This window comes from uncultured Bacteroides sp., assembly GCF_958445495.1.
In the GTDB taxonomy this organism is placed as follows: domain Bacteria; phylum Bacteroidota; class Bacteroidia; order Bacteroidales; family Bacteroidaceae; genus Bacteroides.
Genome location: NZ_CAUCSQ010000013.1, coordinates 1 through 24,196 on the forward strand (window position 1 = coordinate 1; position 24,196 = coordinate 24,196).

Consider the following 24,196-nt stretch of genomic DNA (forward strand, 5'->3'; position numbering starts at 1 on the left):
GGGAGTTTTCTGCCCGTCACCAACATACAATTTCTACTATTAGATTGTTATCACACACGTATCTGCTACAAAAATACGAATTCCGGCAATGAAAGCAAACCTGTCAATCAATTATTTGTAAATCAACGTAGATAAGTATTCCTCTGCAAACATCTCATTGGCAACCTCCAACAGTTGCTCTGCAGTCAGTGCTTCTATACGTTTAAAGACAAGCTCGGATGATTCATATTTATGATAATGTAGAAACGTTTTCGCCATTCCCAATGCATTATTCTCAAAATTATCAGATGCCACTCCAATTTGTCCGATTAATTGTTTCTTAGCTGCCGCTAACTGCGAAGAAGACATCTTCACATCCCGCATTCGTTTCAGTTCCTTGTAAGTCAGCCTCAAACAGGTATCCATATCTTCAGTATCCGTTCCGAAATAGATACAGAAGGCACCCGTGTCCGTGTAAGAAGTCAAATTGGATTCGACATTATAAACCAATCCTCTGCGCTCACGAAGGGCGACATTCAATTTGCTGTTCATCCCAGGTCCCCCAAGTATATTATTCAACAGATAAAGTGCGGTGCGTTTGTCGTCGTATGCATTATACCCGCGACTGCCAATCATTATATGCGCCTGATGCGTATCCTTAATGACAATCAGATGTTCGGGGACATAAAGAGGCGGTGGAGTACGGTGTCCCTCCACCTTCACAGCCGGAACATCCGACAGATACTTCTCCGCCAAACGGACAACCTTTTTGAAATCATATTGCCCTTGGACAAAGAAGACCATATTCTCCGGCTGGTAAAACCGACGGGTAAATGAAAGGACGTCCTCCGTACGAAAACCCCGAAGGAGCTCCGGCTTACCCAAGATGTTTCTTCCCAACGGATGATTGCGGAATATCATATCTTCAAAATCATCGAAAATCAGTTCGGAAGGATTGTCCTCATAAGATTGAATTTCGTCGATAATCACTTCCGTCTCCTTCTCAATTTCGTGTTGCGGAAAAGTAGAATGAAATACAATATCCCCCAAAAGTTCGAGCGCACGTTCTAAGTGCTCCCTCAGAAAAGCGGAATAGACAACAGTCTCTTCCTTATTGGTATAAGCATTTAAATCTCCGCCGACATTCTCCATCCGGTTGAGGATATGCCAAGCCTTCCGCTTTTCTGTTCCTTTAAAAATCAAATGTTCCACAAAATGCGCCATTCCCTGCTCATTCTCCTTTTCGTCACGTGTGCCGGCATCAATCGCAAACCCGCAATAAGCTACCTTTGAAAGAGTCGGCTCATGGATTATACGCAAACCATTTGATAATGTATATTCGTTACAATGCATTGTTTTCTACTTCCTTATTGAATTAATGCCGCAAAAATACAATAAAACTTATTGCTGTTTATAGAAAATTGCAGATATTTGTAGGGTATAACAGTTACAACGTATATGGAAAAGATAGGAATATTCTGTTCTGCCTCCGAAAACATTGACAAAATGTACTTCGAAAGTGCCCGCCGAATAGGAACATGGCTGGGGCAGACAGGCAAAACCCTGATATATGGAGGAGCCAGCCTAGGACTTATGGAATGTGTAGCACATGCCGTAAAAGAAAACGGGGGGAGAGTCATAGGAATCGTACCGGCTAAACTGGAAGAAAACGGCAAAGCAAGTACCTCGCTGGATGAAATAATCCATACCCGTAACTTAAGTGACCGTAAAGACATCATGACGGAAAAATCGGATATACTGGTGGCGTTGCCCGGTGGCATAGGTACGCTTGACGAAATTTTCCATGTAATAGCAGCCGCCTCCATCGGATACCATCATAAAAAAGTCATTTTCTATAACGAATACGGTTTTTACGACGGATTATTGGAAACACTCCGGACTCTGGAAGATAAAGGTTTTGCCAGACAGCCTTTCTCTACTTACTACGAAATAGCCGATACATTGGATGAACTAAAAGAAAAAATAAACTAATCATATATGACAGACTCCATCAAACAACTATTGCAACAGGAAGCACAAGCCGTACTCAACATCCCCGTAACGGATGCCTATGAAAAAGCCGTAAGTCTGATTGTAGAACAAGTACACCAGAAAAAAGGGAAACTGGTAACCTCCGGTATGGGAAAAGCCGGACAAATCGCCATGAATATCGCTACGACTTTCTGTTCCACCGGCATTCCGTCCGTTTTCTTGCATCCCAGTGAAGCGCAACACGGAGATTTGGGAATCCTGCAAAAGAATGATTTGCTGTTACTCATTTCCAACTCCGGTAAAACCAGGGAAATTGTCGAGTTGACCCGACTGGCCCATAATCTGGACCCGGAACTGAAATTTATTGTTATCACAGGAAATCCGGACAGCCCGCTGGCACATGAATCCGATGTCTGCCTGAGCACCGGCAAACCGGCGGAAGTCTGTGTGTTGGGCATGACTCCCACCACATCAACTACCGTAATGACTGTTATCGGAGATATCCTGGTAGTACAGACCATGAAACAGACCGGATTTACTATCGAAGAATACTCAAAACGCCATCACGGCGGTTATCTGGGTGAAAAATCAAGATCACTATGCGAAAAGTAATCGGAATCGGAGAAACCATCCTCGACATTATTTTTCGAGGTGACCAGCCTTCCGCAGCCGTACCGGGTGGCTCCGTATTCAACGGTATCGTATCCTTGGGGCGGATGGGGGTAAACGTCGGCTTCATCAGCGAGACAGGTAATGACCGCGTAGGTAGCATCATTTTGCAATTCATGCGTGAGAATAATATCCCGACCGACCACATCAACGTATTTCCCGATGGAAAATCGCCGGTATCACTTGCTTTCCTTGACGAGAAAAGCGACGCCGAATATATCTTTTATAAAGATTACCCCAAACAACGTCTGGACGTCCTGTTTCCGAAACTGGAAGAAGACGATATCGTCATGATAGGCTCATACTACGCTTTGAATCCGGTATTACGGGAGAAAATAACAGAACTTCTCGACTTGGCACGCGAAAAAAAAGCCATCATCTATTATGACCCCAATTTTCGTTCCTCACATAAAGACGAAGCGATGAAACTCGCCCCGATAATCATCGAGAATCTGGAATATGCAGATATTGTACGCGGCTCACAGGAAGACTTCCTATATATGTACGGCATCCAGGACGTAGACAAGATATACAAAGACAAAATCAAATTCTATTGTCCCCGTTTTATCTGTACGGCAGGAAGAGGCCAAATAGCGCTCCGCACGAACCAAATCAGCAAAGAATATCCGGTAGAGCCGTTGGAAGCAACCAGCACCATCGGAGCAGGCGACAACTTCAATGCAGGACTAATCTACGGATTACTTAAATACGATGTCAGGTATCGCGATTTAAATAATCTGGACGAGACAAACTGGGATAAAGTCATTCAATGCGGAAAAGACTTTGCAGCCGAGGTCTGCCGCAGTTTCAGCAATTCGGTTTCGGTGGAATTTGCACAAAAATACAAGTGATATTACAAATAAGGATTTGGATATAAGCAGTTCGTCCAGCGAAATCCCTATTCTCACAAAATCCATATTAAGTTAACCCGTCAACCTTAACTTAATATGGATTTCCTTATCTTTGCAAACAACCATATTCAATAAGCAATCTTACTTAAGATATGAAAAGATTTATTTTACCTCTATTGATAATCTTTATCTTCATCAGTTTACCTGCAAAAGCAAACGATGAAGTGAAAACATTATTAAAAGTATTAGATAAATCTCTGCAAAACAAAGCCAGTTATACCCAACAGAAGCAAAGACAGATAGACAGCCTGAAAATACGATTAAGGCAATCCAGGGATATTCGAAAGAAAGTCGGGATAGCGCAGTCTCTTTGTTTTGAATATTCATCTTTCCAAAAAGATTCCGCCTTAGCCTATGCCATTCACATGAACAGGTTCGCTCAAGAAAGCAATGACAAAGAACTTTTAATTGAAGCCAAACTGGATTATTCAAGAATATTATCTTCGATGGGCTTTTTCAAAGAAGCACTGGCGATTACCAATTCGATGCAACAAGAGCAACTATCTCCTAGGCTCAAAGCCGAATATCTTCTCGGACAAGTCACAATCTACAATCACCAGAAAGCTTTCGCCTCCAACGAGGACGATTCACAAGAAAATGATCTGATAGCGCAAATCTATCGCGATTCGCTGCTCCAGTGCAAAGAAATCCTGTCGAATGTACGAGCTTTTATGACCGCACCGACTCTTCTTTTCCATAAAAAGTATGATGATGCGATTCATATACTGGACAGCACTTATCAAAGTTATGTACCCTATTCAAGAAATGCCGGAATCATAGCATATTCTCTGGCATCTGCCTATCAAGGTAAAAATGACCGTGAGAATACAATTAAATATTTCGCAATATCCGCCATTTCTGATGTATTAAATGGAGCCAGGGAAAATCTCTCTTTAAAAATATTAGCCAAGCTGATTTTTGAGAGTGGGGACATAGACCGGGCATCTAAATATATGAAAAATGCAATGGAAGACGCTATCTTATGCAATGCGAGAATTAACACCATCGAAGCCTCAGATATGTATCTTTTCATAGATAAGGCATTTCAAGAAAAAGAAAGGCATAAATTTATCATTATAGTCAGTTTACTCACTTTACTATGTCTTGTCTGTATCTTATTATTCCTATTGTTCCTCCAATTGAAAAAACAGAAGAAAAAAGTAGAACAAGTAAATGAGAGTCTTTCTTTTCATTTGAAAGAGATAAAGGATATGAATTCCATATTGGCCGATAGCAGTAAGATAAAGGAGGAATACGTAGGGCTGTATATGGAACAATATACCAATTATATTACCCAAATAGATAATTTCAAGAAAAGAGCCCTTAAAATAGCCAAAGGGGAAGATATCAAGAAAGTAGTTTCTTTCCTCAACTCTTCACTTAATACGGAAGAAGACCTTGCCGAATTCTATCATAACTTCGACAAGACCATTCTTAATTTATTCCCAAACTTCGTAGAAGACTTTAACGCCCTCCTTCTACCCGAAAATGCAATCACTCCGGGAGTGGGGAAATTACTGACTCCGGAACTAAGAATTTTCGCACTCATCCGTTTGGGTATCACAGACAGCGTGAAGATTGCCCGTTTCCTGCAATATTCGATGTCAACTATTTATAATTACCGTTCGAAGATGCGTAATAAGGCCAACGGTGACCGTAATGATTTTGAGGAAAGAGTAGCACGCATCGGACAATAAAATCCTCGGTACACGCTTCTCTTCATCAAGGATTGACTTTGACAACCTGCTCCCATTCCAGTTTCGTCGGATAGCCCCAATCCGGTTTGGTGGAATCACAGAAATCACCGGCAGCCGCCATTCGGGTATAAAGTAACTTGGTACCGTCTATCTCATGCCCGACCACCTTCAAGGATTCGCCTTATCGACAGAATTTGAGGCAACAGATATGCCGGAAACCATTACGTCATAAATATAAAAATAGTCTGATTAGGCAAGATAGAAAAAGTTGGAAGTGTAAAAGATAACGGTATTTCCATTCTCCTTCTTCGGGAAGAAAAAAAAGCCTTTCTTAAAAAAGGAATATTTTATCAATGGGGGAGGCAATATATTGCCTCCCCCATTGACGAAGAGCAGAAAAACGCCGGTATTTACAAACACAAAGTTCCCTCATTCTATCATTTCAGCCATTTATCCTTTAAATTTCCACAAATTCCTTTTTACTGTTTACTATTTAACTCACTTTCTGCAGAAAACATATCTATTTCACCAATCCTCTCTTTCCATATTTACTGATGAACTAGAGAAAAAAACGATATGAATAAGCCCTTTATACGTTCCTCACCGGACAAGGGCAAGTTCCCCGGTGAGGAAGAAGGCCTTTCTCACCGAGGAACACCCCGTTGGTTTTAAACCAACATCTTCTTGTTCGACAGGAAAAGATACATATTATCGCTCATCTTATGCAATACCAGCCTACTTTCTGCATATTATTGCATAAATATATTCAGTTTGGTTTCTCGTTCATCAATTCTGAAACAGTTCTTTCTCCGGTCAATCTTAAAAACAGCACATCGGAGCGATGAAGAAATCCACTAAAAGAAATCGTGTTTACCCCTATTGAAAGTTTACCTCCAATCCCCTCATCTCTCAACCGATAAGTAAATTTTCATGAAAGGAAAGCAAGTATATCAATGCTGTTTTTCTACAATTATCAATAAACCTCCGCCGTTATATACCTGATTATAAACAAATTAAAAATCAAGGCTTTTACAAATTACTACGATATCATTCCAAACGTTACACAAAAAACTTACTTTTGTGAAATCAAAACGATAAAACTACATCATTCATGAAATACACATCTGCCAGAATATTACAATGGAAACAAATAAATATCCTTATGCAATAATCATTTATAAAAGAATAAAACCATGCATTACTTATTAGTGAACATTATTTGTGCATTAACTCTATCAAATGCCAACCCCAACGTAGAAAGAGCTCAACAGACCCTGGATGCTCTTTACCAAAACTATGCAGCGCCCAACACTTGTCTGCTACGTGAGAATTATCCTTTCGACCAAGACAATAAGGCAACTTATCTGGCATCAGAAGAACAGGCAAAAAGACGCAATGAATATTCCTACCTTTGGCCGTATTCGGGCACGTTCTCTGCGGTAAATGCATTGCTGGAGAGCACTGGAAACAAGAAGTATAAAAAACTTCTGGAAAACAAAGTACTGCCCGGATTAGAAGAGTATTTCGACACACGAAGGAAACCATTCGCTTACTCATCTTATATCAGCAGTCAACCTCTCTCCGATCGTTTTTATGATGACAACGTCTGGTTAGGTATCGATTTTACCGATTCTTATCGTATGACAGGAAAACAAGCTTATCTGGAGAAAGCTAAACTAATATGGAAGTTTATCCTTAGTGGTAAAGATGACGTACTTGGCGGAGGAATCTACTGGTGCGAACAAAAGAAGGAATCTAAAAATACTTGTTCTAATGCGCCGGGAGCCGTATTCGCTCTCAAGCTATTTCAGGCGACTCAAGACGATGCCTATTTAAAAGAAGGAAAAGAGTTATACGAATGGACTAAAAAGAACCTGGAAGACCCAAAAGATCATCTATACTTTGACAACATCTCACTCAACAAAAAAATCGGTCGTGCCAAATTTGCCTATAACAGCGGACAAATGATGCAGGCAGCCGCCCTACTCTATCAAATTACCAAACAGAAAAGTTATCTGGAAGATGCACAAAATATAGCAGAAGCGTGTCACAAGCACTTCTTCACTCAGTTCACCTCCCCAGACGGACAAACATTCCAATTACTGAAGAGAGGAAATATCTGGTTCACAGCCGTTATGCTCAGAGGCTTTATTGAACTTTATCAGATAGACCATAACAAGACTTATCTAACCGATTTCCAGAAAAGTCTTGATTACGCATGGCATCATGCCAGAGATGAACGGGGCCTGTTCCAGACAGATTGGAGCGGCACGGATAAAAACGAGAAAAAATGGCTCCTGACACAAGCTGCTTTCATAGAAATGTATGGAAGATTAGGCGGAATCGATTGGCAATAATCACTTTTAATAATCCTCTTAAAAACAATAGAGATATGAAGAACAGAAATATCGGAATATGTATCATCACGACCACCCTATTAATGGGAGGTCCTGCCAAAGCTACAGAACTTATCCTGGCCAAGGATCATACCAATGTGGTCAATCAAGCAGCCGAAATTGCCGCTTATAAGAGTAATCGTCCACCCGTAAACAAACGGCTTTTTACATCAAAAGCCGTGGAAGCGGAAATCATCAGGGTGAAAAAGCTACTTACTAATCAAAAGTTGGCATGGATGTTCGAGAATTGTTTTCCAAATACCCTTGAGACAACAGTCCATTACCGTACAACAGACGGTAAGCCTGATACTTTCGTCTACACAGGAGATATTCATGCCATGTGGTTGCGTGACTCCGGAGCACAGGTTTGGCCTTATATACAATTAACGAATAAAGACCCGGAATTGAAGAAAATGCTCGAAGGAGTGATACGCAGACAGTTTAAATGTATAAATATCGATCCATACGCCAATGCTTTCAATGACGGGGCTGTGGGAGGAGACTGGATGTCCGACCTGACCGATATGAAACCGGAACTGCACGAACGTAAATGGGAAATAGATTCTTTATGTTATCCATTACGTCTGGCCTATCAATATTGGAAAGAAACCGGTGATGCAAGCATCTTTGATGATGAATGGATACAGGCCATCACCAACATACTGGCAACTTTCAAGGAACAACAGCGCAAAGAGGGAGTGGGTCCCTACAAATTCCAGCGTAAGACGGAACGCGCACTCGACACATTAAACAATAACGGTCTGGGCGCTCCTGTAAATCCTGTCGGACTCATTGTTTCAGCCTTCCGTCCGTCTGACGATGCGACCACTTTACAGTTCCTCGTACCGTCTAATTTCTTCGCTGTTTCTTCTCTAAAGAAAGCTGCGGAAATTCTGAATGTCGTAAACAAAAACACCAGTCTGGCGAAACAGTGTACAGATTTGGCACAAGAAGTAGAAACCGCATTAAAAAAATATGCAACTTACAATCATCCTAAATATGGTACAATCTATGCTTTTGAAGTAGACGGATTCGGAAATCATCTCTTAATGGACGATGCCAACGTACCAAGCCTGCTGGCAATGCCTTATCTGGGGGATGTAGACGTTAACGATCCTATTTATCAAAACACACGTCGTTTTGTATGGAGCAAAGACAACCCCTACTTCTTCAAAGGAAAGGCAGGAGAAGGTATTGGAGGACCTCACATCGGTTATGATATGATATGGCCTATGAGTATCATGATGAAGGCATTCACCAGTCAGGACGACCAGGAAATCAAGTCTTGCATAAAAATGCTGATGGATACGGATGCAGGAACAGGATTCATGCACGAATCTTTCCATAAGGATGACCCTAAAAACTTCACACGCGCCTGGTTTGCATGGCAGAACACCTTATTTGGCGAGCTCATTTTAAAGTTGGTCAACGAAGGAAAAATAGATTTACTGAACAATATTCAATAAAGCAAACTTAGATTATTTCTCATTCAGGGCGCTCTTCTATAACGAAGAAGCGCCTTTTTTTAACACGTAAGTCACTATTGACTTTGGTTAATTACAGCCAAGGAATTACCACATCTTCGGGTAATTCTTATCTTTGCAGTACACGATTCAAGACAAAGAAACTATGTATAGAGACCGGTTAAGCCGGCTTACTGTTTTATTAGTGTCCCCGTCATGTTCTGGCACATCACCTGCCACATCTGTGGCAGGTGAAGAAAATAACGTAGGAAACCGTATTATCAGATGGGAAACAGCACCGATATTAAAAGGGCAGGTAAAGATATACACCTCTACTTCTTCCGAAGCTATTCCGGAAGATTCTAAATATGCATATAAGCTATCGGTCAATTCGCAAGAAGCCACTACAACCATCCACTCTGCAAAAGAAGACTTCCCGAACGCTGCTAAAGAACTAATCGAGGCTGAATACGGGAGTGTACAGACCTATCTGAAAAAAGGAATCGGACTTTCTGCAGAAGAAATTGAACTGTTACGTGGCATCCTACTTGAATAAATCGCAAATCGTAACTAGTAATTCGTAATTATTCTCTATCTTTGCAGCCGAAATAAAAGATATACAGATATTTAATGAAGACATTTGAAGAGCTTGGCGTTTCTCCGGAGATACGTAGAGCAATTGAAGAAATGGGATACGAGAATCCCATGCCGGTACAAGAGGAAGTGATTCCGTACCTTTTAGGAGAAAACAATGACGTGGTAGCTCTAGCGCAGACAGGAACGGGCAAAACAGCCGCATTCGGTTTGCCTCTACTCCAGCAGGTCAATGTAAAAAACAGAATCCCGCAATCGCTTATCCTCTGCCCCACCCGAGAGCTTTGCTTACAGATAGCCGGAGATTTGAACGACTATTCCAAATACATCGACGGATTGAAAGTACTGCCTGTATATGGCGGTTCCTCCATTGACAGCCAGATACGCAGTCTGAAACGCGGCGTACACATCATCGTGGCTACCCCCGGACGTTTGCTGGATTTGATGGAACGTAAAACCGTTTCGTTGTCTACCATCCGCAATGTAGTGATGGATGAAGCGGACGAAATGCTGAACATGGGATTTACGGACAGCATCAATGCCATTCTTGCCGATGTTCCCCAGGAACGCAACACACTGTTGTTTTCCGCAACAATGAGCCCGGAAATCTCGCGTATTTCAAAGAATTATCTGCGCAATGCAAGAGAAATCACTATCGGCCGTAAAAACGAAGGGACCAGTAACGTAAAACATGTGGTCTACACCGTACATGCCAAAGATAAGTATGAAGCGCTAAAACGCATTGTAGACTATTATCCGCAAATCTATGGCATTATTTTCTGCCGTACCCGTAAAGAAACGCAGGAAATTGCAGACAAGCTGATGCAGGAAGGATATAATGCAGATTCATTGCACGGCGAATTGTCGCAAGCACAACGTGATATCGTCATGCAAAAATTCCGTATCCGCAACCTCCAATTGCTTGTTGCTACCGATGTGGCCGCCCGCGGTCTGGATGTAGACGACCTGACCCATGTCATCAACTACGGGCTACCAGACGACACGGAAAGTTACACACACCGCAGCGGACGTACGGGACGTGCCGGAAAGACTGGAACGTCAATCGCTATTATCAACCTGCGTGAGAAAGGGAAAATGCGTGAGATAGAACGCATCATAGGCAAAAAGTTCATTCCCGGAGAGATACCGACATCAACAGACATTTGCCAGAAGCAATTACTGAAAGTGATTGACGAGCTTGAGAAAGTAAAAGTAAATGAAGAGGAAATTGCCGAATTCATGCCGGACATTTACCGCAAACTGGAATGGTTAAGCAAAGAAGACTTGATTAAGCGGATGGTTTCCCATGAATTCAATCGTTTTGCCGAATATTACCGTAACCGGGCAGAAATAGAGCAACCGACCGACAGCCGTGGCGAACGGACTGGACGGGGGGACCGTAAAGACGGCAGCTTCGAAAAAAGAAGCCGGAAAGCAGCTCCTGGATTTAATCGCTTGTTTATCAACCTGGGAAAAACGGACAACTTCTTTCCCAATGAACTTATCGGATTGCTAAACAACAATACAAAAGGACGTATCGAACTGGGACGTATTGACCTCATGCAGAACTTTTCTTTCTTCGAAGTGCCGGAAAAAGAAACCAGAAATGTAATAAAGGCATTATCCCGTACCCAATGGAACGGACGTAAAGTCGTAGTAGAAATATCCAGTGAAGAAAACGGGAAAGGACGTGAGAACGGTCCAAGTGAGCATAAAAGGAGTAAACAGTCTGGCAAAAGCGGGGAACGTCCCCCATACGAAAGTAAAGACAGGAACCCCAAAAGCTCCTCAGCAAAAAGTTCAAAAGGAGCCAAGAAAGAAAAACCGAGCCGTGCGGAAAGAGGATACTCCGATGCCCGCGGTCCAAAGAAAAAAGATGATTGGCAAGCATTCTTCAAAGACCAGGAGCCGGACTTCAGTGAAGAAGGATGGGCTCGCAGAAAACCAAAGAAGTAAAAAACATTTTTGTGCCAGGCAAGTAACAGTTTTTTAGAAAGATAATTTCAATATAGAAAAAAAGACCTGTCCAAAGTTCTCCCCCTTACTGCATTTACATGTGGTAAGGGGGAGAACTTTTAAACATACGTTTTTATGACATATTTATCCTTATTTATGCCACACTCCAATCGCCATACACTAATGTCATGAAATTATATGTCCTTTCTCAGTTCCACACATAACTTTGCACACATGAAACGTAATTCACTCATCCTTAACTAAAATTTCATAGGTAATAACAGTAGAAAGATTTTAAACAGGAAACAAAAACAGGTAGTTCTAAACAATAGTACTACCTGTTCTAAACAGATAATGAACATACAATATAGTTTATAATTTTAAATTAACGCCATGAGTTCAAAACAAATGCTTTTCAGTTTTCTTACGTGTATATTGACAACCGTAAGTTGTGACACCTCAAAACAAGTTGTAGTAGATAATGAGCCTGCCATAGTACGAGCTAAACAAACACTAGACTCCTTATACTCCAATTATTCTGTTCCCGGCACACAATTATTACGCGAGAATTACCCCTCCAACATAGCTGAATATACAGCAACCTATCTCGCTTCCGAGGAGCAAAAAAATATGCCTAATCAATATTCTTATCTATGGCCCTATTCCGGTACGTTTTCTGCTGTAAACGCTTTACTTAAAGCAACACAGGATACATTGTACCAATCACTCTTGAATAAAAAAGTACTGGTAGGATTAGAAGAATATTTCGATACACGAAGAACCCCCGAAGCTTATGCTTCATATATCAACACCGCACCGCAATCCGACCGTTTCTATGACGACAATATTTGGTTAGGCATTGACTTTACTGACGCATATCTGATGACGAAGGCCTCCAATTATCTACAGAAAGCGGAACTTATCTGGAAATTTATAGAAAGCGGCATTGATAATAAACTGGGCGGAGGAGTTTATTGGTGTGAACAAAAGAGAGCAACTAAAAATACCTGTTCAAATGCACCCGGTTCTGTTTTCGCCCTGAAACTTTTTCAAGCCACACAAAACAAATATTATCTGGAAAAAGGAGAACAATTATACAACTGGACTAAAACCCAACTACAAGACTCTACTGATTATCTGTATTTCGACAACATCGCCCTGGACGGGAAAATAGGTAAGGCCAAATTTGCCTATAATAGTGGACAAATGATGCAATCCGCTTCCCTACTTTATCAACTTACCGGGAAAAAAGAATATCTCACAGATGCTCAAAACATTGCCAAAGGATGTCATAATTACTTTTTCACAAATTATACTCCGGACCATGCAGATACATTCAAAATGATAAAAAAAGGAGATGTGTGGTTCACGGCTGTTATGCTAAGAGGTTTCATCGAACTTTACCAAATAGACCATGATAAGACCTATCTGGATTCTTTCACCAAAAGCCTTAACTATGCTTGGGAACATGCAAGAGACAAAAAGGGCCTATTCAATACAGATTTTACCGGAAATTCACAAGACAACAGAAAATGGTTGTTGACACAAGCTGCCATGGTGGAAATGTATGCCCGTCTCGCCGCTATCAAATAATAAATTTTCAACAATATACCGATATAAGAAAATATGAAAAAGAAAAAATATCTGTCTACACAATAGAACCAATAGTTGCAAAGGCACGATAACACCTCTAATGTAAGATAACGGCTCGGACAATCACATTTCATGGATGTCACCAATATCTTAAACATACACCGGAACGAGTTACATATTAAATCTTTCCATATAAAGAAGCCTGCCGATTTTATCCGTGCAAACCAATGCACGGATAAATATTCTCTTCAATGAGTTAATATTGAGACTAATAAACGAAAATAAAACCATCGAGCAATCTTTAAAACCAAATATATACTGAAATACCAATGAAAAAACTTATCTTTTTATTTATGCTAATAGCATCAGAAATACAGGCTCAACCGCACGAGAGAATAGTAATGTCAAACCCCTTGAATTTAAGTTATCGTTTTCAAACGGACGGTATCTGCCGCCGCGAGACTGCCGACCCTGTCATCGTTCTATTTAAAGACCGTTATTACTTGTTTGCCTCCCATTCTTCAGGATATTGGCATTCTCCGAATCTAAAAGATTGGACGTATGTAGCGACCAAAACATTAAAAGCTGTAGAAGCATGGGCACCCGCCTTATTAGTCTATAAGGATGCATTATATTACCTAGGTATGGGCGAAGAACGTATCTATAAAAGTACAAATCCTGAAGCCGACCAATGGGAAGAAGTAAAATTCGAATTGCAGGGACTCGGTGACCCCGCTTTCTTCCAAGATAACGACGGACGAGTATATCTCTATCACGGATGCTCAGACTGGGCCCCTATCAAAGGAGTTGAAGTAGACCCGGAAAACGGTTTTAAAAAGATAGGGGCGGAAGTTGATTTAATACCTCATTCATCTGAACGCTTAGGTTGGGAAGTGTTTGGAAATAAAAATGAACAACACGATAAAAAAGGATGGAATGAAGCCCCTTGTATTACCCGAGAAGGAGATTTTTACTACTTGATGTACGCCACACCCGGTACAGAGTTTACGAACTACTGTACTGGCATATATGTTTCCCAAAAACCGTTAGGCCCTTATACTTGTATGCCCGGCGCTCCTTTTGCCATAAAACCCGGAGGATTTATCAAAGGTGCAGGTCACGGACATCCATTTAAAGATCGCTATGGGAACGACTGGTATGTAGCCACAATCGTTGTTGCATCTAAAGAACATTATGAACGTCGTGTCGGCATCTTTCCCGCTTTTTATAAAGACGGTTATGCACATGCCATCACCGAATACATGGATTTCCCATTCATTCTCCCAAATGAAAAGGTCGATTTCAGCCAACATGATATTTCAGCAGGAATGAATCTACTTTCTTATAACAAACAGGTAAAAGCCTCCTCTTCATTAGATACCCACCAGGCAAAAATGGCGACAGATGAAGATATCAGGACATGGTGGTCAGCAGCATCCGGAAAGAAGGGTGAATGGCTACAGATGGATTTGGGTAAACCAATGGAACTCTCAGCCTTGCAAATCAGCTTTTCCGATGAAGGCTTCAAAACATACAGGCATGATAAAACCATACCGGTTTACCAATACATAGTAGAAGGTTCTTTGAATGGAATAGACTGGTATCCCCTGGCAAATCGTTCTGAAAACACTAAAGACCAAATATACGAGCTAATTACGTTAGATAAAAAAGTAAAAACTAGATTCGTACGAGTAAAAAATACAAAAGATTTTGCAGTGGGTTGTTTCTCCATAGCCGACATGCGTTTATTCGGGAAAGCAAAAGGAAAAGCCCCCAAACAAGTATCCGGATTCATCGGTGAACGCAATAAAGACAGAAGAAGAATAACCTTTACATGGAAAAAACAACCATCCGTCGAAGGATATGTCATTCGTTGGGGAACTTCTCCTAACCACATAGACAATGCCGTAATGGTGTATGACAACCAAGCCGAGTTCGGTTTTTTCGACCGCGACATGACTTATTATGCAACAATTGAAGCATTTAACGAATCAGGTAAAGGCGAATGCAGTAGCCCTATTGAAATAAAGTAAAACAAAAGAATCTCCTACAAAATTAAACCAATCAGGAAATATGATTTTGTGACATCATTATCCTGATTTATGCCGTGAAAGTCAATACATACACTTATGTCATAAATTCAGATATCATATACTAAACACACAACATATCTTTGCTCACAAGAAACCAATAACACATTAAAATAAGTATTATGAAAAAGATAACACATTGGATATGTATTTATATATTACTATCCTCACAAATTGTGCCCTCAGCCGCTCAAAATAATGAAAATCTTAGGAAAAGAAACAGCTTTATTTCCAATCTAATGAAAAAAATGACACTCGATGAGAAGATTGGACAATTATATCAATGCTCCGGCGGTGGAGATATTACAGGTCCTAATAAAGAAAAAATTCCCCGCATCGAACAAATATCACAAGGATACTTAGGATCAATGTTGAACATTCAAGGCATAGAAGAAATACGTAAATTCCAAAAAGCCGCCATGAAATCAAGATTGGGAATTCCTTTAATTTTCGGATTAGATGTCCTTCATGGTTATCATACAGGTTTTCCCATTCCCCTGGCGGAAGCTGCAAGTTTCGACCTCAAAACCATTGAAGAAGCATCACATTGCTCAGCAACAGAAGCAGCTTCCGAAGGTATCAACTGGACTTTCGCCCCAATGGTAGACATAAGTTGGGATGCCCGTTGGGGACGAGTGATGGAAGGGGCCGGTGAAGACCCATTCTACGGCGCATTAGTAGCCCAAGCCCGAGTACGAGGACTTCAAGGAGACGACTTGTCCGCAACCAACACTATTATGGCCTGCGTGAAACATTTTGCCGCTTACGGAGCACCAATAGCCGGTAAAGAATACAATAACGTAGATATGTCCATCAGTCATTTCGCCAATTTCTATATGCCACCCTACAAAGCAGCGGTAGAAGCAGGTGCGGCTACCGTAATGGCTGCCTTCAATGACTTCAATAACATTCCGTCTTCATGCAACAACTTTTTGCTACGTAAATTACTGAAAGAACAATGGAGATTTAAAGGATTTGTAGTATCAGACATGAATTCCGTACGTGAAATAATCAACCACCGGTATGCCGAAAATGAGAAAGATGCGGCTGCAAAAGCCATTAATGCCGGTATGGATATGGAAATGGTAAGTACTTGTTACCTAAAATATTTGAAAGAACTCATTAAAGAAAAGAAAGTAAAAGAAAGCACATTAGATGACGCTGTACGACGCATATTAGAAAAGAAATATGAACTAGGACTGTTTGATGATCCTTACAAATATTGTAATCCGGAAAGAGCCCGGCAAACACTCAACTCCCCTTCCATACGGGATGCAGCCCGCCGCATGGCAGAACGTTCTATTGTTTTATTAAAGAATGAAAGGAATTTACTGCCTCTATCCGAAGAAACCCGAAAAATAGCCTTAATAGGCGCATTAGCCAAATCCAAAAACGATATGCGCGGCGGTTGGTCTGGTGCCGATGAAAATAAGGTGGTAACCATATATGAAGCAATGAAAAACCGCGGATGTACAATTAACTATTGTGATGGTTACGATTTAGAAAGAAATCAAATCGTCAACTTAGAGCAGACATTGCTGGCAGCCCGTCAATCAGATGTCGTTATTGTAGCTATGGGAGAACGGGCAGGAGAAACCGGCGAGTTATCTTCCAAAGGAGACATTTCCATTCCTGCAGAACAACAAAAGTTAGTCAGCGAACTTATAAAAACCGGAAAACCGGTCATCGTACTGATGATGTGCGGCCGTCCTGTAATTTTTAACGAAGTACGTCGGGAAGCCCCTGCCATCCTATGCACATGGTGGTTGGGAAGTGAAGCCGGCAATGCTATCTGTAACGTATTATGGGGAGATTATAACCCTTCCGGCAAATTACCGATGACCTTTCCTCAACATAACGGGCAAGTCCCATTATATTATCAGTACAAGAGTACCGGGCGCCCTACAGCTTTAGGCGGATGGTGTTCCAAATACAAGGATATACCTACAGAACCGGCCTATCCGTTCGGATACGGTTTATCATATTCAACCTTCACCTATTCAAATCCTGAATTACTTCCGGGAAACAACAAGGAAATACACGCACGTGTAAACGTAACTGTAACAAATACGGGGAAATATACTGGTGAAGAAGTCGTCCAATTATACGTCCGTGACGAAGTCGCTTCAATTACCCGCCCCATTAAAGAGCTGAAAGGCTTTGAAAAAATAACATTAAAGGCAGGGGAAAGCAAAACAGTAACTTTCAACATAAAAGACCAACAATTAGGATTTTATGACAACAAAATGAATTTCATAGTTGAAAAAGGAGATTTCACCTTCATGATTGGTGGCAATAGCGAAGAACTAAAAGAAATCACATATAATTATTAATCATCCAAATCTAAGAGCATGGAAAATGATCGTTTATCCAACAAAGCAGGATGGCTTAAATATTCACTGCTTTGTCTATTAAGTTGTCCATTGTCTGTCATAACTGCCAACGAACTAAAGGGCACAGAGACACCACTGGCAATTACTAACCTGACAACCCGTGACATCCAAGTTCAGAACAATCTTCTGGAGATTCAACAGAACGGCAGAAAACGGACTCTTACAGGAACCGTGACAGATGAGACGGACGGTACTCCTATTGTCGGTGCCAACATTGTTATCAAAGACTCAAAAACCGGTGTAATTACCGATTTGGAAGGACGTTTCTCCATTCCCATCAATGAAAAAGGAGGAACGTTGGAAATCAGCTACATCGGCTACAAAAAACAAAGTGTCTATATCACCGACCAGGGTTTCATCAATGTAAAGCTGGTTCCGGACAATGAGATGTTGAGTGAAGTAGTCATTGTCGGAGCCGGTACGCAAAAGAAAATCTCCGTAACAGGAGCCATAACTTCTGTCAAAGGAACAACTTTAAAATCTCCAAGTTCTTCATTAACAAACAGCATTGCAGGAAAACTGGCAGGTGTTGTCTCCACTGCCAGTAGCGGTGAACCGGGTTCCACATCCTCCTTCTATATCCGTGGTATCGGCACATTCGGAGGAGTATCCACCCCTTTAATATTATTGGACGGTGTAGAAATTTCCTCAGGCGACCTGGATCGTATCCCGTCAGAATCCATTGAAAGCTTCTCAATATTAAAAGATGCATCTGCCACCGCCATTTATGGAGCACGCGGAGCAAACGGAGTCATGCTGGTAACCACTAAAGACGGCGAAGTCAACCAACGTGCCAAGATAAACGTTACAGTAGAAGCATCTTTACAGAAACCTATGAAATTCGTCGATTACGTAGACGGAGGCACTTGGATGGAAATATACAATGAAGCTGCAATAGCCCGTGACAAAGAGCCCCGTTATTCCCAGGAAGATATTGATATGACCCGCAGCCATAAATATCCCTATCGTTATCCCGATGTAAACTGGCAGGACATTATGTTCAAAAACCAGACATGGAATGAACGCGCCAACATCAATGTATCCGGCGGAGGTTCTAAAATAACCTATTATATGAGCATACAAGCCAATCATGACACTGGTATGCTAGATACCCCCAAAACATACTCATACGACAACAACATTGACCGTTGGAATTACATCTTCCAGAATAACCTGACATATAAGTTGACTTCCACAACTAAAATAGGCTTAAAAATGAACGCCCAAATCGGTAAATTGAAAGGCCCCGGCTATTCAACAACAGACTTATTCGGTGCAGCCCGTGACGTAGCTCCGATACTCTTTCCGGCAACTTTCCCCGCCCAGTCAGACGACACCCATATCCGGTTCGGTAGTGACATTCTTTCCGGTTCGGAACTATATACCAATCCTTACGCCAAAATGTTAAGTTCCTTCAAGGAAGAGAACTATAACACCCTAAACACAGTCATGAATATAGAACAAGGATTAGACTTCATCACCAAAGGTCTGAAATTTACAGCATTAGTCAATTTCAAGAACTGGTCCTCATCTAATTTCACCCGCAGCATTGCCCCTTATTATTACCGCATGATGAACAGTACATGGGACCCCGACAATCCGGACTCATACGAACTGGAACGTCTGGGAGACTCCGGTGACGACTATATCACAGAAAAAGACAACGGATACAGCTCCAACAGTACATTCTATTTCGATGCCCGTTTAGACTACAACCGTACTTTTGGGAGCCATTCCGTATCAGGAATGTTAATGTATATGCAACGCGAAAATCGTTCAAGTGTACGTCCCAACAGACTGCAAGGTTTATCTGGCCGTTTCACCTATGATTACCAGCACAAATACTTGGCAGAATTCAATTTCGGTTATAACGGAAGCGAGCGTTTGTTAAAAGAAGACCGTTTCGAATTCTTTCCTGCCATGTCTTTAGGTTGGGTGATCAGTGAAGAAAAGTTCTGGGAACCGATAAAGAAACATGTGAACTACTTAAAATTCCGCGGTTCTTATGGAATCGTAGGAAGTGACCAAATGGACGATGGTGCAGGACATTACCTATACGTCAGCCAAATCGGTCTTTCAGGCGGAGGTTACCATACCGGATTCGATGGAGAATTTAATCAGAATGGACCTTCATTCGGTTCATTCGGAGTAGAAGGCGCTTGCTGGGAACGTGTAAACAAACTAGACATAGGTATCGATATGGAACTATTCAACCAACTGAACATCACCTTTGATTATTTCTTTGACCACCGTCACAAGATACTTATGAAACGCGGTTCATGGCCTACCCTATTGGGCTACTTCGGAACAACCCCCTGGAGTAATATCGGTGAAGTAGACAATAAAGGTATAGAACTCAGTTTAAACTGGCACAAAGAAATCATCAAAGACTTAAATGTAGACCTACGTACCAATTTCACGTACAACAGAAATAAATACGTTTATTATGACGAACCTAATTACGAAGCCGTATGGAAGAAAAAAACCGGGCAACCTCTAAGCATATCATGGGGATATATTGCAGAAGGTTATTTCCAGAATCAAGAAGAAATTGACAACGGTCCGGATCAAAGCGGGTTAGGTAGCCAAGTGAAACCGGGCGATATCAAATATCGTGATGTGAACGGTGACGGTAAAATCAGTGACGATGATAAAGTGATGCTATCCTCTTTCGGCTCCATGCCACGTATCCAATACGGTTTAGGACTGAACCTGACATATAAGAAACTTGACTTCGGTGTATTTTTCAACGGTTCGGCCCAACGTAAAATCATGATTAACGACGCCATGACAGAATTCGGCGAAAGAAATAATAACGTCATGCAATGGATAGCCGACAGCCACTGGTCCATAGACAATCCAAACCCGGATGCAGTTTTTCCCAGGCTGGGATTAAGCAAGACAGACATTGAGAATAACAAACAAGCAAGCAGCCACTGGTTGCGTAACGGAAACTTCATCCGTTTCAAAACACTGGAAGTAGGTTACTCATTTCCCCATTGCCGTGTTTATTTCAGCGGAGACAATCTGGCGGTATGGAGTCCTTTCAAACTCTGGGATCCGGAACTCAGTTGGAATGCCTACCCGCTGCAACGCACTTTCAATTTCGGTGTACAATTAAATTTCTAACATGTAATATTTAACAATATGAAAAAACATACTATAAAAAAGATAGTATTACGTACTATTCTGCCTTTAGGCATATTCGCATCATGTGACTACTTAGATGTTGTTCCGCCCGAACAGCCGGAAACCAAAGATACAATGGTTGATGCTACAGATGCCGTCAACTTCATCAACTCCTGTTATATTGCAGTAGAATCTTGTGCTCCTTTCGTTTATACTACATACGAATGGTCTACCGACGAATCCGTAGACCCTCCCTTATGGAACGGAAACAATCAAAAAACAGCCTGGAATTTATGGTCTCCTACAGATGCCGGTGGTTATTGGGACGGTTATTATAACTATAACGGACATTGCCACATGTTTTTGAATATCCTGGCAGAGAACAATCCGCGTGGCGCAACAGAGGCGGACAAAGCACGTTGGAGGTCGGAAGCCGAATTCCTCAAAGCCTATTACCACTCCCGGCTACTAGCCATGTACGGTCCCATCCCCATCGTAGACCAACGCCTTCCTCAATCAACCATGCCGGAAGACATGCCTGGCCGTTCACATTATGACTATGTCGTAGACTATATCGTAAAAAAATTGGATGAAGCCACCCCCAACCTGCCGGCGACAGGTAACGCTGACGATTGGGGCCGTGCCACCTCTACAGCCGCCAAAGCTATCAAAGGACGTGTACTTCTCTACGCGGCATCCGATTTATGGAATGGGAAGTTCCCTTATCCCGATTGGAAAAACACAAATTATGAAACTCCCGGATACGGCAAGGAATTAGTCAGCCATACATATGACCCACAAAAATGGGAACGTGCCTTGGAGGCAAATTTAGACGCCTTGAAATATGCAGAAAATGAAGGCGGACGTTCATTGGTAGATATGGATAACCTCCCCCGTACCCTGGCAGATGTCCCCATTCCATATATTCCGGGCGTAGATACAAGTACGCCGGAAGGCCAAGAATTCGCCCAAAGAGTATTGATGCTACGCAGTATTATCAATTCCGACGAAAATGACGGAAACAAAGAAATCATTTGGGGAGTATTTATGCAAGGTGACAACGGTGACAGGCAATGGATAAATTTTGCAACATGGCCCAAACGCATATTGCAATATAACAACAACTGGATAGACGGCTGGTGCGCTATTTCACCAACCCTCTATACTTCAGAACACTACTATACGAAAAACGGGAAACTACCCGAAAAAGACTCGGAGTTTCCACAAAAAAACGAATGGCTTACTTCAGCCAACCTGAATGACCGCTCAGAAATCATTAAATTGAACGTAAACCGAGAACCGCGTTTCTATGCCAACCTATCATTTGACGGTGACGACTACTCACCAATCATGTGCGACGGTTCACCTTTACGCATCAATCTGCGGGATGCTAATAAGCAGGGATATAATTATGACCTCTTTTACAGAGATTATACAGTTACAGGATATTTCAGTAAGAAATATACCGCACCCGAAATCCGCATCTCTTCAGTCACAGGTAAAGATAACCGTAAGAATTATGCAAAACCGCTCTTCCGCCTAGCTGAACTTTATCTCAACGTGGCCGAGTGTTATGCAGCCTTAGGAGACAATAAGAACGCCATTAAATACCTGAATCCCATCCGTAAACGCGCCGGCATACCGGAACTCACCGAATCGGATGTAACAGGTGACATGTCCATGATGGATTGGGTACGTAATGAACGTTTCATCGAACTCTGGGGAGAAGGACACCGTTTCTATGACGTACGCCGTTGGATGATTGCACCTCAAGTATTGAGAGCCAGCGTACGGGAAGGGCTGAATGTGCAAGGTGCGGGAATGAACCCCACATTCAACGAACTGAACCAACGTACTGTCGTCAACCAGCAATTCCAATGGAGCAACCGTATGTACCTATGGCCCATCAAATCAGATGAGATTTACAATAATCCACAATTAGTGCAAGCCCCAGAATATTAATGCCAATTAAAGTAACAAAATATGAAAAAGATTGCATATTTATCATTATTGACGAGCTGCCTGATTAGTTTAGGCGCCTGTGAAGGTTCGGAATATGACCTTGAAAACCAGGTACCGGAGAAATTCCACAAAATACTATACCTAAGTATCAGCGGCAAACAAGAGGTAACCCTATATAATACAGACGAAGATAACACCTACTCATTCTCTGTTATCAAGGCAGGAAGTGACCCCACCCTAAATGCTACGGCCGACATTACCGTATTGACCCAAGAAGAAGTAGACCGGCAATATAGTGATTTAGAAGGCGTCAATTATAAAGTAATCGGTTCCAATGCCTATTCACTGGATAAGACCCAACTGAATTTCTCCGCAGAAGACGACTACCAACTAGTCAACTTGTTCTTGAAACCCAGGGAAGTCATGACTGCAATTGAAAGTAATCCCAGTGCCGTATGGGTACTTCCAATCTATATCAACAGCGAGAACGACTCTATTAACGTCAATAAAAATCAACTATTTTTACAACTGAAAGAAGTCGTCACACCTACTATCGGATTTGAAGATTCCTATGTAAATGTAAAAGCATACACATACGGGCTCGTCTCAACAATCTCCGAAAAAATCCCATTCAAGCTAGACACTAGCAACAAGTGGGATATAGAGTGTGGATTCGTAGTAGATAATGAGTACATTAGCCAATACAATAGTGCCAACGGAACTATCTTCCAGGAACTTCCGGAAAACTCCTATTCATTTGCAAATTCGATGACACTCCCTAATGGAACAACAGAAACAAATCTGGCAATTGAAGTAAAAGGAGAGCAACTGGAACCGGGTGATTATATGTTACCTATCCGAATCAATAACGTCTCACAATTTGAGATATCATCTACTAATGCCTTATATCCAATGGCTATCCGGATTATGGGAACATTATTGGACCGCACCGGCTGGACAGCAGAAGCGAATACAGTGGAAGAAACCGGTGAACTTGGACAAAATAGCGGACCTGCCGACCGAGTATTGGATGGTGATCTAAAAACATACTGGCATTCTATATGGAGTAACGGTCAATATCACGATCTACCCCACGAATTAATTATTGATGCTCAAAAAGAACACACATTCACCCAATTTGCTCTAGTACAGAGAGAAGGATCTAATTACGTAAAAGCAGGCAAATTCCTAATAAGTTCAGATAAAGAACACTGGGAAACGGTAGGAAGTTTCTCCCTGAAGCAAGAAAGTGGATCTCAAGTATTCGGCATTATCCCTACAAAAGGACGTTATTTTAAAGTTCTAATAACCGAAAGTTATAGTGGAACCAATTCAGCCTTAGCTGAAGTATATGCATATGGACTTAAATAAT

At 41.6% G+C, this 24,196-nt stretch carries 16 protein-coding genes; 14 read left to right on the plus strand and 2 right to left on the minus strand.

All coding sequences use genetic code 11. The features are described 5' to 3' along the window. Window positions 1–111: 111 nt before the first annotated feature. A complete protein-coding gene (locus tag Q5076_RS06310) occupies window positions 112–1,332 on the minus strand; it encodes a pitrilysin family protein (RefSeq protein WP_303011787.1) in 1,221 nt (406 codons plus the stop codon). A gap of 105 nt (window positions 1,333–1,437) precedes the next feature. Between Q5076_RS06310 and Q5076_RS06315 the strand changes: the two genes are divergently transcribed. The 4 genes from Q5076_RS06315 to Q5076_RS06330 all read left to right on the plus strand — a co-directional run bounded on the left by Q5076_RS06315 (window position 1,438) and on the right by Q5076_RS06330 (window position 5,248). Further along, complete coding sequence (locus tag Q5076_RS06315) at window positions 1,438–1,971, plus strand: TIGR00730 family Rossman fold protein (protein ID WP_303011788.1); 534 nt, start codon at window positions 1,438–1,440, stop codon at window positions 1,969–1,971. A 6-nt stretch (window positions 1,972–1,977) separates the two neighbouring features. Then, window positions 1,978–2,583: an SIS domain-containing protein gene (locus Q5076_RS06320; protein ID WP_303011789.1), complete on the plus strand. Its 606-nt coding sequence runs from the start codon at window positions 1,978–1,980 to the stop codon at window positions 2,581–2,583. Next, window positions 2,571–3,491, plus strand: a complete 921-nt coding sequence (locus tag Q5076_RS06325; protein ID WP_303011790.1) for a carbohydrate kinase — start codon at window positions 2,571–2,573, stop codon at window positions 3,489–3,491. The genes Q5076_RS06320 and Q5076_RS06325 overlap by 13 nt, the downstream gene beginning before the upstream one ends. A 152-nt stretch (window positions 3,492–3,643) precedes the next feature. Further along, window positions 3,644–5,248 (plus strand): DUF6377 domain-containing protein, encoded by a 1,605-nt coding sequence (locus Q5076_RS06330; protein ID WP_303011791.1) that lies wholly within the window; start codon window positions 3,644–3,646, stop codon window positions 5,246–5,248. Between the two features lie 25 nt (window positions 5,249–5,273). Here Q5076_RS06330 and Q5076_RS06335 read toward each other — a convergent pair whose 3' ends face one another. Next, complete coding sequence (locus tag Q5076_RS06335; RefSeq protein ID WP_303011792.1) at window positions 5,274–5,420, minus strand: hypothetical protein; 147 nt, start codon at window positions 5,418–5,420, stop codon at window positions 5,274–5,276. A gap of 1,021 nt (window positions 5,421–6,441) precedes the next feature. Between Q5076_RS06335 and Q5076_RS06340 the strand changes: the two genes are divergently transcribed. The 10 genes from Q5076_RS06340 to Q5076_RS06385 all read left to right on the plus strand — a co-directional run bounded on the left by Q5076_RS06340 (window position 6,442) and on the right by Q5076_RS06385 (window position 24,195). Further along, window positions 6,442–7,605: a glycoside hydrolase family 76 protein gene (locus Q5076_RS06340; protein ID WP_303011793.1), complete on the plus strand. Its 1,164-nt coding sequence runs from the start codon at window positions 6,442–6,444 to the stop codon at window positions 7,603–7,605. Window positions 7,606–7,640: 35 nt separating this feature from the next. Further along, entirely contained in the window at window positions 7,641–9,110 is a 1,470-nt protein-coding gene (locus tag Q5076_RS06345) for a glycoside hydrolase family 125 protein (protein WP_303011794.1), read from the plus strand. A 163-nt stretch (window positions 9,111–9,273) separates the two neighbouring features. Continuing rightward, window positions 9,274–9,663 (plus strand): tyrosine-protein phosphatase, encoded by a 390-nt coding sequence (locus Q5076_RS06350; RefSeq protein WP_303011795.1) that lies wholly within the window; start codon window positions 9,274–9,276, stop codon window positions 9,661–9,663. Between the two features lie 74 nt (window positions 9,664–9,737). Continuing rightward, complete coding sequence (locus Q5076_RS06355; protein WP_303011797.1) at window positions 9,738–11,657, plus strand: DEAD/DEAH box helicase; 1,920 nt, start codon at window positions 9,738–9,740, stop codon at window positions 11,655–11,657. A 393-nt stretch (window positions 11,658–12,050) separates the two neighbouring features. Continuing rightward, window positions 12,051–13,250, plus strand: a complete 1,200-nt coding sequence (locus tag Q5076_RS06360) for a glycoside hydrolase family 76 protein (RefSeq protein ID WP_303011798.1) — start codon at window positions 12,051–12,053, stop codon at window positions 13,248–13,250. Window positions 13,251–13,663: 413 nt separating this feature from the next. Further along, complete coding sequence (locus Q5076_RS06365; RefSeq protein ID WP_303011799.1) at window positions 13,664–15,283, plus strand: family 43 glycosylhydrolase; 1,620 nt, start codon at window positions 13,664–13,666, stop codon at window positions 15,281–15,283. A gap of 179 nt (window positions 15,284–15,462) precedes the next feature. After that, complete coding sequence (gene bglX / locus Q5076_RS06370; protein ID WP_303011800.1) at window positions 15,463–17,673, plus strand: beta-glucosidase BglX; 2,211 nt, start codon at window positions 15,463–15,465, stop codon at window positions 17,671–17,673. Between the two features lie 18 nt (window positions 17,674–17,691). Next, on the plus strand, window positions 17,692–20,862 hold the full coding sequence (locus Q5076_RS06375; protein WP_303011801.1) for a TonB-dependent receptor: 3,171 nt from the start codon (window positions 17,692–17,694) through the stop codon (window positions 20,860–20,862). Between the two features lie 18 nt (window positions 20,863–20,880). Then, window positions 20,881–22,824 (plus strand): RagB/SusD family nutrient uptake outer membrane protein, encoded by a 1,944-nt coding sequence (locus Q5076_RS06380; protein WP_303011803.1) that lies wholly within the window; start codon window positions 20,881–20,883, stop codon window positions 22,822–22,824. 21 nt (window positions 22,825–22,845) lie between these two features. After that, entirely contained in the window at window positions 22,846–24,195 is a 1,350-nt protein-coding gene (locus tag Q5076_RS06385) for a DUF1735 domain-containing protein (RefSeq protein WP_303011805.1), read from the plus strand. Window position 24,196: the final 1 nt, after the last annotated feature.

Bases quoted from the DNA above. Each gene is read 5' to 3' on its own strand.
- Q5076_RS06360 (WP_303011798.1), top strand. From the start codon at position 12,051: ATGAGTTCAAAACAAATGCTTTTCAGTTTTCTTACGTGTATATTGACA.
- Q5076_RS06385 (WP_303011805.1), top strand. From the start codon at position 22,846: ATGAAAAAGATTGCATATTTATCATTATTGACGAGCTGCCTGATTAGT.
- Q5076_RS06315 (WP_303011788.1), top strand. From the start codon at position 1,438: ATGGAAAAGATAGGAATATTCTGTTCTGCCTCCGAAAACATTGACAAA.
- Q5076_RS06310 (WP_303011787.1), bottom strand. From the start codon at position 1,332: ATGCATTGTAACGAATATACATTATCAAATGGTTTGCGTATAATCCAT.
- Q5076_RS06375 (WP_303011801.1), top strand. From the start codon at position 17,692: ATGGAAAATGATCGTTTATCCAACAAAGCAGGATGGCTTAAATATTCA.
- bglX (WP_303011800.1), top strand. From the start codon at position 15,463: ATGAAAAAGATAACACATTGGATATGTATTTATATATTACTATCCTCA.
- Q5076_RS06345 (WP_303011794.1), top strand. From the start codon at position 7,641: ATGAAGAACAGAAATATCGGAATATGTATCATCACGACCACCCTATTA.
- Q5076_RS06330 (WP_303011791.1), top strand. From the start codon at position 3,644: ATGAAAAGATTTATTTTACCTCTATTGATAATCTTTATCTTCATCAGT.
- Q5076_RS06380 (WP_303011803.1), top strand. From the start codon at position 20,881: ATGAAAAAACATACTATAAAAAAGATAGTATTACGTACTATTCTGCCT.
- Q5076_RS06340 (WP_303011793.1), top strand. From the start codon at position 6,442: ATGCATTACTTATTAGTGAACATTATTTGTGCATTAACTCTATCAAAT.
- Q5076_RS06355 (WP_303011797.1), top strand. From the start codon at position 9,738: ATGAAGACATTTGAAGAGCTTGGCGTTTCTCCGGAGATACGTAGAGCA.
- Q5076_RS06320 (WP_303011789.1), top strand. From the start codon at position 1,978: ATGACAGACTCCATCAAACAACTATTGCAACAGGAAGCACAAGCCGTA.
- Q5076_RS06350 (WP_303011795.1), top strand. From the start codon at position 9,274: ATGTATAGAGACCGGTTAAGCCGGCTTACTGTTTTATTAGTGTCCCCG.
- Q5076_RS06325 (WP_303011790.1), top strand. From the start codon at position 2,571: ATGCGAAAAGTAATCGGAATCGGAGAAACCATCCTCGACATTATTTTT.